At 50.3% G+C, this 12,438-nt stretch carries 11 protein-coding genes; 4 read left to right on the top strand and 7 right to left on the bottom strand.

Features of this window, described 5'->3' with window-relative positions; genetic code table 11:
- Positions 1–4: 4 nt before the first annotated feature.
- The 7 genes from mnmA to G6Q29_RS10905 all read right to left on the bottom strand — a co-directional run bounded on the left by mnmA (position 5) and on the right by G6Q29_RS10905 (position 5,190).
- Positions 5–1,117, bottom strand: coding sequence for a tRNA 2-thiouridine(34) synthase MnmA (mnmA, locus tag G6Q29_RS10935; protein WP_165465622.1), 1,113 nt, complete (start codon positions 1,115–1,117; stop codon positions 5–7).
- Between the two features lie 40 nt (positions 1,118–1,157).
- The gene (locus G6Q29_RS10930; RefSeq protein ID WP_165465621.1) at positions 1,158–1,631 is read right to left on the bottom strand and encodes an NUDIX hydrolase; all 474 of its coding nucleotides are present in this window, start codon (positions 1,629–1,631) and stop codon (positions 1,158–1,160) included.
- The gene (gene rluE, locus G6Q29_RS10925; RefSeq protein WP_165465620.1) at positions 1,631–2,290 is read right to left on the bottom strand and encodes a 23S rRNA pseudouridine(2457) synthase RluE; all 660 of its coding nucleotides are present in this window, start codon (positions 2,288–2,290) and stop codon (positions 1,631–1,633) included. The genes G6Q29_RS10930 and rluE overlap by 1 nt, the downstream gene beginning before the upstream one ends.
- A 716-nt stretch (positions 2,291–3,006) precedes the next feature.
- The gene (locus G6Q29_RS10920) at positions 3,007–3,297 is read right to left on the bottom strand and encodes a Bor family protein (protein WP_165465619.1); all 291 of its coding nucleotides are present in this window, start codon (positions 3,295–3,297) and stop codon (positions 3,007–3,009) included.
- 410 nt (positions 3,298–3,707) lie between these two features.
- Positions 3,708–3,908: a hypothetical protein gene (locus G6Q29_RS10915; protein WP_165465618.1), complete on the bottom strand. Its 201-nt coding sequence runs from the start codon at positions 3,906–3,908 to the stop codon at positions 3,708–3,710.
- A 311-nt stretch (positions 3,909–4,219) separates the two neighbouring features.
- Positions 4,220–4,621, bottom strand: a complete 402-nt coding sequence (locus tag G6Q29_RS10910) for a hypothetical protein (RefSeq protein WP_165465617.1) — start codon at positions 4,619–4,621, stop codon at positions 4,220–4,222.
- Positions 4,622–4,971: 350 nt separating this feature from the next.
- On the bottom strand, positions 4,972–5,190 hold the full coding sequence (locus G6Q29_RS10905) for a hypothetical protein (RefSeq protein ID WP_278186974.1): 219 nt from the start codon (positions 5,188–5,190) through the stop codon (positions 4,972–4,974).
- A 1,051-nt stretch (positions 5,191–6,241) separates the two neighbouring features.
- Between G6Q29_RS10905 and G6Q29_RS10900 the strand changes: the two genes are divergently transcribed.
- The 4 genes from G6Q29_RS10900 to G6Q29_RS10885 all read left to right on the top strand — a co-directional run bounded on the left by G6Q29_RS10900 (position 6,242) and on the right by G6Q29_RS10885 (position 11,615).
- Positions 6,242–6,715, top strand: coding sequence for a hypothetical protein (locus G6Q29_RS10900; RefSeq protein ID WP_165465615.1), 474 nt, complete (start codon positions 6,242–6,244; stop codon positions 6,713–6,715).
- 343 nt (positions 6,716–7,058) lie between these two features.
- On the top strand, positions 7,059–7,283 hold the full coding sequence (locus G6Q29_RS10895) for a hypothetical protein (protein WP_165465614.1): 225 nt from the start codon (positions 7,059–7,061) through the stop codon (positions 7,281–7,283).
- A gap of 712 nt (positions 7,284–7,995) precedes the next feature.
- Positions 7,996–8,319 (top strand): hypothetical protein, encoded by a 324-nt coding sequence (locus G6Q29_RS10890; protein WP_165465613.1) that lies wholly within the window; start codon positions 7,996–7,998, stop codon positions 8,317–8,319.
- A 68-nt stretch (positions 8,320–8,387) separates the two neighbouring features.
- The gene (locus tag G6Q29_RS10885) at positions 8,388–11,615 is read left to right on the top strand and encodes a YadA C-terminal domain-containing protein (protein ID WP_165470168.1); all 3,228 of its coding nucleotides are present in this window, start codon (positions 8,388–8,390) and stop codon (positions 11,613–11,615) included.
- The last annotated feature ends 823 nt before the right edge of the window (positions 11,616–12,438 follow it).

The following is a 12,438-nucleotide window of genomic DNA, read 5'->3' as shown; positions in this document are numbered from 1 at the left end:
CGGTTTAAACAGCAGGCAGCGGCAGGCGCTGTTCAATGATCCCACCGCCGAGGCAAATGTCGCCGCTGTAAAAAACAGCAGACTGGCCAGGGGTAACGGCGGAAACCGGCTCGTCGAAACGCACGTCAATACGATCGTCATCCAGTGCGGTTACGGTGCAAGGGATGTCCGTCTGGCGGTAGCGCGTTTTCACAGTGCAGCGCAGCGTGCCTTTCAGCGGCTCGCGATCGACCCAGTGCAGCTGTTGCGCGATCAGCCCAACGGACATCAGGCGCGGGTGGTCGTGCCCCTGAGCCACAACCAGAATATTGTTTTCGACGTCTTTGTCGACCACGTACCACGGATCTTCGCTGCCCTCTTTGGTGCCGCCGATACCCAGACCTTTACGCTGGCCGAGAGTGTGGTACATCAGCCCCTGGTGCTGACCAATCTCATCACCGTCAACGGTGACGATTTTGCCCGGCTGTGCAGGCAGGTAACGTCCCAGGAACTCGCGGAATTTACGCTCGCCGATAAAGCAGATGCCGGTGGAGTCTTTCTTCTTCGCGGTGATCAGATCCAACTCTTCGGCAATTTTGCGCACTTCCGGCTTTTCCAGCTCGCCGACCGGGAACAGGCTCTGGGCAATCTGTTCGTGGCTCAGCGTGTAGAGGAAATAGCTCTGATCTTTGTTGCCGTCCAGGCCGCGCAGCAGCTGGCTTTTGCCGTTCACGTCTGCGCGACGCACGTAGTGGCCGGTCGCAATGTAGTCTGCGCCCAGGTCTTCTGCGGCAAACTCGAGGAAGGCTTTGAATTTGATCTCTTTGTTGCACAGGATATCCGGGTTTGGCGTGCGGCCCGCTTTGTACTCTTCGAGGAAGAGTTCAAAAACGTTGTCCCAGTATTCTGCGGCAAAGTTAACGGTGTGCAGTTCGATGCCGAGCTTATCGCACACGGCCTGCGCATCGGCGAGATCCGCAGCGGCAGTGCAGTATTCCTCGCCATCGTCTTCCTCCCAGTTCTTCATGAACAGGCCCTCCACCTTATAGCCCTGTTGCTGTAACAGGTAGGCGGAAACGGAGGAATCGACACCGCCGGACATGCCGACGATCACTTTTTTCTGGCTGTTATCTGACATGGAATACTCACGACATTGAACTTCAAGGCGGCGTATTCTATCACGCCCCCCCACCGTTGGCACCCTCTGTAAACGGCCAGTTAAATTCTCCAATGACGTCCAGCGGCAGGCGACCCGCCGACTGCCAGCAGCGGATGCTTTCGGCAACCAGCGGCGAGCGCAGGTTTGGCGCGTTCAGGATCTCCTCGGCAGTCACCCACAGGCAGCGATCGATATCGTCGTCGTGGGGTTCAGTGGCGCACGTATCGTTAAGCTCAACGGCGAATAAAAAGCGCAGGAAAGGCGTGTGGTCAGGCGCTATCCACTGATGCATACGGATAAAATGCTGCGGTTCAGCGCGGATACCCGTCTCCTCCCACAGCTCGCGCTTTGCCGCCTGGAGTAAGGTTTCATTGGCTTCAAGATGCCCGGCAGGCTGGTTCCACAGCGCTTTGCCGTTGATGGTCTCTTCCACCACCAGGAATTTCCCCTGCGCGTGGACCACGCAGGCGACAGTAACATGCGGTTTAAACATCACTTCTCCTTAGGGGTAACGTCACGCCATTCTCCGTTTGCCAGCGCGTCCAGCGTGTAGCTGCCCATGGCGTAGCGAATGAGTCGCAGGGTAGGGAAGCCCACATGCGCAGTCATGCGCCTGACCTGTCGGTTGCGGCCTTCATAAAGGGTGATTTTAAGCCAGCTGGTGGGGATCGATTTGCGTTCACGAATCGGCGGATTACGCGGCCACAGCCACTCGGGCTCATTCACACGCTCAATACCAGCCGGCAGGGTGGGACCGTCGTTCAGCGTTACGCCGTTGCGCAATTTAGCCAGCGACGCGTCGTCCGGCTCGCCTTCAACCTGCACAAAGTAAATTTTTCCGGTACGTTTGCCCGGCTGAGTGAGCCTGGCCTGGAGCACGCCGTCATTGGTGAGTACCAGCAACCCTTCGCTGTCACGATCCAGACGCCCGGCCGCGTAGACTCCCTGTACAGGGATAAAATCCTTCAGCGTGCTGCGCCCGGCCTCGTCGGTAAACTGCGGCAATACGTCGTAGGGTTTATTGAACAGTATGACCCGCGTTGGCTGGGGTTCTGGCGTTCTTCTGATGATTTGTCGCGAGCTGAATCTCTCAACCCGTTGTTTTCTAAAAGAAGTTTTAGAGTTATTGTGGTATTTACGAGTATTGCTCATTTAATGTCCCCTATAGGGCGATTCAAAAGATTTAAAGCTATGCGTATTGCTATCGGGTACATGCGTTACTCGTCAAACTCAAGGGTACAGATTCCACCATTCATCGTCAGAAAAGCCTAATTAATAAATGAGTAGATGACCAGAAAACTCGTCACGGGAGAGTGTGTGAGGTCAAATATTATACGGGTAGGGGCTTTCAGGTTGGGCAGGTAAAAACCTTCTGACGAGGACATTAAAGCGAATGATGGAAGAAGTAGAAGCGGGTACTTATCCAGAGGGGACGCCAATCATGTTAGAAAGTATCGACAGGATGTCGAGACAGAGGCATGAAGAGGCAGCAGCAATCCTTAACCGTTTGACCTCTACTGGATGTGTAGACAGCATTCTTGACCGTCAGGTTATTTAGCGTTCAGACCTGAAAACATTAATTGTCGCAATGCAAGTTATTGCAGCGGCTGAACGTGCCAACCGACATTGACACCTGTAAACATCAATACCCCTGAGGCGCTATCTGCTCCTTCCCTGCCTCTGACCCTGTAGGCTCTGATTAAACATTAAATCGGTGGAAGCACAGAGGAAAAAAGGCCCATCATTTCTGATGGGCCTTTTCCGTTAGCCAGTAACCGACAAGAAACCAACTAAACGTTTCACGCGGCAAGGTTAACGCAGTTTCTTAGGTATGTGAAGCGCCATAGCATCTATAGTCAATAGCGGTATTACTTTGCACAATAAACGCGAGCCTCACGTGGTGTGTAAATGCCAAGACTTACGATACGCAACAAAACGTCCATTCCAGACTCCTGAACTTCGGTTCGAATCACTTTATCGCTACCACCACAAACTTGTGCCGCATCAAGCGTTTGAGACTGACCTAAGCCGTTGATAAAGAAAGACTGTTTAACTTCTTCAGTCGGCGTTGTAGCCACGCCATTATTGATTTTGAAAGTCTGTTGAGCGCAACCTGATAAAACCCCGGCGGCCAAAACTGCAATAATAAGTTTTTTCATAAAGTCCCTGGTAGATAGCTCATTGGAGGAACGGTATCTTCCTCCTTTCCTAATGAGGAACATATAGGTGCATCCTTTTTTATGTGTGTCGTTTATACTTTATTTATATAAAAAGCGATGCCACAACCGTTCGAAAACATCTTTAAAACATATCCGACCACCTCAGGGAGTTAATAAATTCAACTTTTAACCGTTCAGCTTTAGCATGATGGTGGGTCATGCTAAACAACAATATCTTCTTTATTATGTAAGCCGGGCCGTACAGCGGCGCTGCGACTACATCAGCAGTAATGTAAGATGAAACAAAATCTTAGCGATCGCTCAGGGACTGTTACTGCCCAGCGTGCTGTCATGGACCAGAGCCTCGTTGAATTGCTCATTTTATCGGTCATCAGCGCACCAGCCTCGTATTAGCCGCCTTGCAAGATGACAGACAGGTTATGCGTCAGCACAAACCCGTGACCGAATTTTTCCCGCGTTTCGCCAGTGCATTCAGATGCAGTTTTCAGAGAAAACAATTTCGGACACGCGTTTTCAACGCGAATTATTCGGTCAGCATGCGCTCCGGTTGTTGTTGTCAGCGCCAGCAGCGCCGATATTTTCAGTTTCATGGTTTATTTGTCGGATAATGGTATTTAAGACGCAGGACGTCTTCTTTATCTTGTATTCCCCGGTTACGGGCCTTCTGATCGTGATGCTTGGGATAATCGAGCCAGGAAAAATTAAACCAGTCAGGTCCACGTGAATCAGTTTTACAAACCGATCAATCCAGTCATGCTTTTATTCTTCTTCAAAATCGGCAGTATAAGTCTTGCCACCTGGCAAAGCGTAAAGGCCTGCCAGCGTTGCTGTGAATAATGCAGCATCGTTATGTTTCATGTTCTTTTTAGTAAAAAACCCCTTGATAGGGGCCTGAGGGCGGTTACTGAGCTTTCAGAATGCCAGACTGACCCTGCTCATTTGTCCAGGTGATATCACAGCCTGTGCCGGTATACAGAACAGAGAGCGTCGCGCCCATTTGAGTCTGTACTTCGTCCATATTCTTCTTAACGTGCTTTATGTGTTTCGGTGCGAAGCCATTGACTTTCTTTACCTGGCAGGAGCTGTCCGCCTGAACTTCCAGCATTTTATCGGAATAGGTTGTAAGGCCTTTGCTCATATTCGGTGTGTTCGGATGAACCGGCTCTGCCAGCTCATCCATCTGGGTTTTGCCGCTTTGCTCAAGCTGGTGGCGATATTTTTCGCTGATGGCGAACGCCGGAGACATAGATGCAGCAGTCACGCTGAGGGCTAAAATAACTCTACCCAATGTAGTTTTGTTCATTGTCGGTTCCTGATTAATGGCGTTTGTGCGAGTGGCGCGATGTGTCACTGGATGACTTATCAAATAAAACCCGCTGATTTTCGATAGCCTGTTTATCAGCAGCGGCACTCATCGTTGCCCGATGAATTTCTCTGCCAGATAGCAGATATCATGAATGTGGCTTGCCTCAGTGAAGCAGCCGGTCAGAAGCGCTGCGAGTATAGTTTCTATAAAAATTCCTGGGATGCAAAAAGGCGCACGGAATGTATGTCAGCTATCATATTCCTCATTTGAAGGTTATCAAAAAAGATCGTGAGACAAATCCCATATAAACAAAAAGTGCCCAGAGAGACTTGAATTATAGAAAGAATTCACCTGGGCGTTAACGGCTTTTTTAAATCTGATGTTACCAGCAGTTTTACCAATTTAGAGAAATAGATAGGGATCGCTTCGTCTGTGGAAGGGTTAAGGCCCAGGACTGGCACGCGCTCAGCCATTTTAAGACGGCCAGTGCCATTTACCACTGTCAGCCTCGGAGCAATCAGATCTGCTTTCAGCATCGCCACATAGGCATCCAGCAAATTGTTCACCTGAGCTTTGCAAAGTTAATGCTCCTGCGCAAGCGTAGCGGCCAGTTCATATTTTGTTATTTTATTGTTTCTTAATTAATAACAGAGGGATTGCTGACAGCGCTGCTGCCGCTTTCCAGAAACTTCTGGTACTTGGCGTCATCCACTGGCGGCGTGTTGTCTTGTCGGGCGTCCAGCAAGGCTTTTGCGATAGCGGATGCAGCCAGGGGTGGATCAGCCTTTTCTGGCTCAGGTTGAGCCTGGGACTTATTTGATTTTTTGTTTGCTTAATCCTGTTCGCCGACTGTTACAGGAATAGTACAGGGCTTCGAGGTTGGCGATTCGTCTCATTCGTTCGTATTGATCCTGACCGATATCGACGCTGCGGTCAAAAGTATCCTTGTTAGCGTCCTCGGTTGATTTCAAATTGAGCAAGTACAAGAAGTCCCGTGTCAGTACGACTGGCTGCCTTTTAACCATGCTTAATGCATCTCTCGCTTTTCCTGATCGAGAACGCATTTCTTCGGTGCGACCATCTTGCTGAAAATTGATTGCTCTACGCGGATGTTGGAGAGCAGGCGAGAGGCTTCGGGATGCGCCAGGATATGATTACGCAGAGGAGAATGTTGTCTTAAGCATCCCTCGTGATGATGGTCATTTTAGCATGTACTTTTTCACATTCGGTCCAGTCCTCTTTGTTGGTTTAGATTTAGCGAATCACCTCACGGCTAAGAATTACGCGCTTTCAAACTCGATTGGCTGGAGTGTTACTAGCATAGCTAGCGGTGCCACCCTTTATCGCTTGGGTCTTTTTACGGATCCCTGTCAGGTACAGCTATTTGTGCCGGTAGCGAAGCGGTGAATTTTAGCGATAAGGTCCAGGTGCGAATCACTCGTCGTCATATAAACTATGGTATTGGTCATTTAGCAGAACTACTACTCCAGGCATCTCCTAACTCATAATATATTCTCGTTAGCATGCGAACGAATTATGCAGCTAAATTTTTTCCCATAAAGGTCTTCTGGAATGCAATTGGAACACTGCAAAAATATGCATTTTTGAGGTGCTTTAATGAAAGGATTTCTGCAATGGACTATGAGATATTATGCAAATATGGTAAAAGAAATAGTGAGAAAATTGAATGAGGGTAAACCCATGGATACATCGAAAAGCGATGACAGCTTTGAAGCGGAGTTTTACCGTCGCGTGGAAACTATCAAGCAGCGCGCTAAAGCAGCGGGTACGAACATTACCCAGCTTTGCCGTAACGCCGGGATTAGCCGCACGACGCCGGAACGGTGGGAAAAACGTGTGCCCAAGTCTATAGGTATCGTTGATCTAATGTTTCAGGCCTTGCTTGAAATTGAAGAAGCCAAAAAATCCGAAGAGAAGGCGTTTGAGGACCTCCCTCCACGTGAGAGAGAACGAATTAAAGCACAGGAGGCCGAAAGACTACGCGAAGAAGAACGCCAGCGCCGCGAACGTCGCAATGAGGCGCGTCGCATTAATCGCCAGCGTAACGAAGCCAGCAACCAGGAAGATTAAGGTTTTGTATCTTTCCGCCCCCCAACCGTAAACGTCGGGGGTGGTAAATGATTTGACGATGACCCTCGCGCTCGGCGTTCAGCTCATTATATAAAGCTCCTGCAAGCTCACCGACATCGGCCTGACACCCTACATCTGTCGCCAGCACCTTATGAAATGAGCGTTACGACCGTTGTTGGCCGTCTCGAAAATATCCTCTGTTACACGGATATCATCATTGATGTGTGCCCTTTATGTGCGGCCACCACTTACGCCACTATCCACAATCGTTTCGCCATGGCGAAGCCGGGTTCAGCAACTTGCTTTCGAAGCAGGTGGATGCTAAAGCCTGATCCGGCTTGAAATGCTTCCTCCCTATCTGCGCAAGGTCGATAACTGGGCTGAACTGGAGGAAGACTTTCACCGCGTTAAATCGTGGGAAGGTCTTTCGACTCGTCTGGTGACCCGAGCGTTATCCATGGCAAAAATGCTCATGGACATTTTCGGCGTCTTAAAAAAGGCAGGTGCGGCCTTCTTCCATTCCCAGCGTATGGCCGACCAGTGCGCGACGCTGATGACTGGTGCCTGACTCGCGACAATCTCCCTGCATAAGCCGCCGCGCTTGATACGCTCAAGTCCTCTGAGCGGGATGAACATATTTCGCAGGTCGAAAAAGAAGATTTATCCACGGTGCCATCGGTGCTGATGTCGAGCCTTATCAACTGCCAGATGCGGACATATACCGTCTGTCAGCCTGCCTGATGGTGCTGGGAAAATCCGATAACGATCTGGTGGACCGTCCCAAAGCTCAGGCCGCCCTGCGAACGCATGGGGTCGCCATCGACGCCAATCGGGCGATTATCGCCTTTGCCCCATGTAACACTAACCTCATGAAATCGCTATAAAATTATCCATTTTCCAACGATCTGCGCAGTCAGCTTAAACGACTCCCTTCCGCTACCAATAACGACAACCGTCCGATGCGCTTTGACTCCGGCTCAGAGAAAGTCATCGTCTTACCCCTCTCCATGGTTATCGATGATTAACCCCTCGACACCCGAAAAATGCGGCTTTCTGAAATGCAGCAAAAAAGATAAAAGTTAATTTCCTTAGTGGAACATGTAAATGAATTGCAACAAAGTGATGCTTATCACATTTCGAATGAAGGTCGGCTCTATGTAGCAGAATTATCCATGTTGCAATAAATGCTGTCCATATCCATAAGAGCCTGTATTTCTGGGGATGAAGCGGTTTTGTAAATTTTCTTAAGCTAAATACGAGTCGATATAATGACTTAGCACGTGTTTGATTCGGACCGCGAAAATACATCAAAAAAAGGGCTTGCTAGCGTTACTATCTTACCAGTAATATCCGCCTCGTCCTTACACTGTTCCAAATGTGGAACGAGAGCCACCCAAGCGAATGAGAGTTTTGAAATGAGACAAGCAAACGCGGCAGGGGTGGCAGTATCGGTAAACGCATCCAGCGATCTGGTTGTTTTTACCGGGAAATTGCCCCAGTCATTGAAAGTAAAACTGAAGGTTGTTTCCGCCCAGATCGGGATGAAACAGCAGGACATCCTGGCAGAAGCACTGAGCCTATGGATGCAGAAAAAAGGCTTATAGCCAGTAACCGACAAACAGTAACCGACAAAACCGACTTACCGACTAAACGCGACCAACGAGACTAGAAAATGAAACTGAATAAAATCGCTGCCATCGTACTGGCTACTATGGCGACTTCGGCTGCATCACCAGCTTTTGCATATGATCAAAACAGGATGAACACCTTTAACATGGTTTTTGATCTCTATGTAAAAGCAAATGATGTTGATAAAATTGGTAAATTCGCTGAATTGCATCAGAAGTGGCAAGAACTGGATGCGGATGGTCAGGCTTATGTTCGGGATCAGGGTTTTTACACTGAGCCATCAAAAAGCCAGGTGATTGAGACTTTGTTCTATTTCCCTGCTCCTGTTCCTTCTGATGCAAGTAAAACCCCTGGCGGAACATCAGTTCAACCGAATATGCTCCCAAATGGTTACTCTCCTGATGTGCAGGCGACAGCAGATATCCTGCAATCAGATCGCGATGCACTGGCTAAAGCCAATCAGAGCAAAGCTGATGTGAAAGCTACTCCCCTGATGATTCAAGAGCCGACCGCTGTTGAACGTCAGGCAGCGATTGATTTGCAGGCAATTAAAGATGCTAAAAAAGGCGTTGCCCTGGCCGCCCAGCAGCAGGAAAAAGCAGAACAAATGATTTCTGCCCTGGACACGGCTAAAGCGTCCGCGCTGGATGCAGAAAGCGAAGCAAAATATCAGACTCGGAAAGCTGCCAATGCTCAGGCAGCAGCAGACCGCAATGCTCAGCGTGGCGCTGTCTACGCCGCAGATTACCAGGCAGACCGCCAGAATCTGCTGACTGACAAAGCCGACCACAAAACCAACGTGGTAAACGAGATCCAGTCTGCGCAGGTTGACCGCGCAGCAGCCGCTAAAGGCGTTGCCCTGGCCGCTCAGCAGCAGGAAAAAGCAGAACAAATGATTTCTGCCCTGGATACCGCTAAAGCGTCCGCGCTGGATGCAGAAAGTGAAGCAAAATATCAGACTCGTAAAGCTGCCAATGCTCTGGCAGCAGCAGACCGCAATGCTCAGCGTGGCGCTGTCTACGCCGCAGATTACCAGGCAGACCGCCAGAATCTGCTGACAGACAAAGCCGACCACAAAACCAACGTGGTTAACGAGATCCAGTCTGCACAAGTTGACCGCGCAGCAGCCGCTAAAGGCGTTGCCCTGGCCGCCCAGCAGCAGGAAAAAGCAGAACAAATGATTTCTGCTCTGGATACCGCTAAAGCGTCCACGCTGGATGCAGACAGTGAAGCAAAATATCAGACGCGTAAAACTTTCGCAGCAGCGAAGAAAGCGGCTGATGCTCAACTGGCTCACCCGGATGTGAGCACCCTGGGTGCGTCCAAGCTGAACACCACTGCCCACAAGGTTGCTCGTGGTCACGAAGGCGTTGAAGTCAGCCTGATGCACGATTCCTTCGACAAGCGTAACAACGTTCTGGACGTGGCTGATGCCAACGCCAAACAGATCGCAGCCGCGAAAGATGCGGCTGATGCTCAACTGGCTAACCCGGCCGTGAGCACCCTGGGTGCGTCCAAGCTGGACACCACTGCCCACAAGGTTGCCCGTGGCCATGAAGGTGTTGTAGTTGACCTGACGCATGACTCTTTCGACAAGCGTAACAACGTTCTGGACGTGGCTGATGCCAACGCCAAACAGATCGCAGCCGCGAAAGATGCGGCTGATGCTCAACTGGCTAACCCGGATGTGAGCACCCTGGGTGCGTCCAAGCTGAACACCACTGCCCACAAGGTTGCCCGTGGCCATGAAGGCGTTGAAGTCAGCCTGATGCACGATTCCTTCGACAAGCGTAACAACGTTCTGGACGTGGCTGATGCCAACGCCAAACAGATCGCAGCCGCGAAAGATGCGGCTGATGCTCAACTGGCTTCCCCTGATATCAGCACCCTGGGTGCGTCCAAGCTGGACACCACTGCCCACAAGGTTGCCCGTGGTCACGAAGGTGTTGAAGTCAGCCTGATGCACGATTCTTTCGACAAACGCAATAACGTGATGGACGTAGCTGATGCTACCGCCAGGCACATAGAAGCTGTGAAAGATGCCGCAGAAGCTCAGGCTAACAAGACGCCTATGAGAACGCCGGTTGAGACGCAACTGGTAGTGGCAACTAATGTGCCGCAGCCGACTCAATTTACGCCAATGATCAAGGCTAAGCCGGAAACCTCCAGCACGACTATTGCTAACGAAGTAGTCACTGTTGATTCACACGTTACTACTGACGAGCTGAAAGCTGGCGCGCATGACGGTGACCGTCTGGCAAATATGAATGCTGCTGCTTCTACCGCTCAGGCAAAAGTGTACGCAGATCAGAAAGCCGCAGAAGTTGAAGCAACTGCCCTGAGCGGTGCTAAACAGAACGCTGCCCAGATCCATAACCTGGATTCCTTCACTACTGCTCTCAACGGCACTGTGCAGAAACAGGCGATTGAGAACATTGTTCGCGATGATGCGATCAACAAAAATGCTAATGCCATCACTGATGTTAAAACCATCGTTAGCGCTAATACCCGAGGGATGGTGGCTGCATCTGATGTCGCACACAAAGCACAGACCACTGCCGATACTGCTCTGACTCAAGCTGCTGTTAACAAAACTGCAATCGAGACTGTTAAAGCCAGTGCGCATGACGGTGATCGTCTGGCAAAAATGAATGCTGCTGCCTCTAACGCTCAGGCAAAAGTGTACGCAGATCAGAAAGCCGGAGAAGTTGTTGCAACTGAACAGCCGCAGATCAGCAAAATGGCTGCGACTGAACAGCATCATTACAACACTCTGGCCGCAACAGAAGATAAGCACTTCACTGAGCTGCAATATGGTGTGAAACATGCTGAGAATACTGGCGCTTACGCTCAGAAACGCGCTGCTGATGCTCAGGCTTATGCCGAAGCAAACCGCCAGGCGCTGATCGACACCAATACTCGCGTAGCGCAGAACACCGCTGATATTCAGGCCCAGGGCCAGCAGCAGGCAGCGTTCGAAGCTCAGACCAACCAGAAATTCTCTAACATCGATAAGAAAATCGACAAAGTAGAGAAGAAAGCAATGCGCGGCATCGCTGGCGCTAACGCCCTGGCCGGTCTGCCGCAGTTGAATCAGGATGATACTTTCGGCGTGGCTGCTGCTCTCGGCGGTTATGAAGGTGAATCCGCAATCGCTGTAGGCGCTTCTGCTCACCCGTTCGAAAACAAAGCCGTAACTGTTAAAGCGGGTGTTACCGCAACTAACGGTGCCATGGGCTGGAACGCAGGCGTTGGTTATTCGTTTAAATAAGTAAGCTCCAAAGGCTGCTGAAAGGCAGCCTTTAACCAATCGACCTTCGAAATGTTTGTTTGAATGATTTGTAAGCGCTTAGTTGATCTAATTGTGCCCCGTTGCCGAGGGGCCTTTTTTAGAGCCAAGCACAAAGCCAGCCGAGGCTTTCTGGTTGACTCCATCCAACCGCTACCATCATAAATTATGTAGTTGCTATCACTTTGCCCCTCTCCACCAAGGGGCTTTTTTAGAGGGTAAGAACCGTACATAAAGTAGCGAATGGATGCCGGCGCCCGTGTGGGCAACGAAAAAGAAATCTGGAACAGAAAATGAAATGCAAAGTGGCATTAGCGGTGCTGATAGCACTGGTTACATCCCCCGCTGCATACGCAGCGGAGACTTGTCCACCGTTGGCTTTGATACTGCTGACCCTGTGATCGTGGCGGCAACGTGTCAGCTCTAAGTACCTCCCCATAATAACTCGACAACATAAGTCCTATCTGTTCAGGCTCTGCCTGCCCCGCCCGTGCGGGGTTTTTTTATCTGTCGTGATGGGACCCTGAGCCTCTTATCTATCAAGGAATTCACTTGGCAAACCAACATAAGAACCTTAACGGCTACAACTACTACCAGAAAAGATGGCATCCCCTTGCTGGGCTGGAAAGCCAGGCGACTTGCTTCCGAAAATTTTAAGGTGCTGGCCCAGATACAGACGTAGGTGGAAGCCGAACACCGGAACTCCCGCAATGCGCGGGGCTGTTAGGTTGGTATGGCTGTAATGATCCTGGTGCTGGCGTACTGCCATTACCTGGGTGCTGTTTGAGGGTTAATGCCCTTTGTT

The organism is Enterobacter cloacae (assembly GCF_011078175.1).
In the GTDB taxonomy this organism is placed as follows: domain Bacteria; phylum Pseudomonadota; class Gammaproteobacteria; order Enterobacterales; family Enterobacteriaceae; genus Enterobacter; species Enterobacter cloacae_Q.
The sequence above is the reverse complement of the archived record's forward strand: the minus strand, read 5'-3'. Positions and strand labels throughout refer to the sequence as shown.

Coding starts and splice junctions, on each gene's coding strand:
- G6Q29_RS10930 (WP_165465621.1), bottom strand. CDS start 1,631: ATGTTTAAACCGCATGTTACTGTCGCCTGCGTGGTCCACGCGCAGGGG.
- G6Q29_RS10920 (WP_165465619.1), bottom strand. CDS start 3,297: ATGAAAAAACTTATTATTGCAGTTTTGGCCGCCGGGGTTTTATCAGGT.
- rluE (WP_165465620.1), bottom strand. CDS start 2,290: ATGAGCAATACTCGTAAATACCACAATAACTCTAAAACTTCTTTTAGA.
- G6Q29_RS10900 (WP_165465615.1), top strand. CDS start 6,242: ATGAAAGGATTTCTGCAATGGACTATGAGATATTATGCAAATATGGTA.
- G6Q29_RS10915 (WP_165465618.1), bottom strand. CDS start 3,908: ATGAAACTGAAAATATCGGCGCTGCTGGCGCTGACAACAACAACCGGA.
- G6Q29_RS10885 (WP_165470168.1), top strand. CDS start 8,388: ATGAAACTGAATAAAATCGCTGCCATCGTACTGGCTACTATGGCGACT.
- mnmA (WP_165465622.1), bottom strand. CDS start 1,117: ATGTCAGATAACAGCCAGAAAAAAGTGATCGTCGGCATGTCCGGCGGT.
- G6Q29_RS10895 (WP_165465614.1), top strand. CDS start 7,059: ATGCTTCCTCCCTATCTGCGCAAGGTCGATAACTGGGCTGAACTGGAG.
- G6Q29_RS10910 (WP_165465617.1), bottom strand. CDS start 4,621: ATGAACAAAACTACATTGGGTAGAGTTATTTTAGCCCTCAGCGTGACT.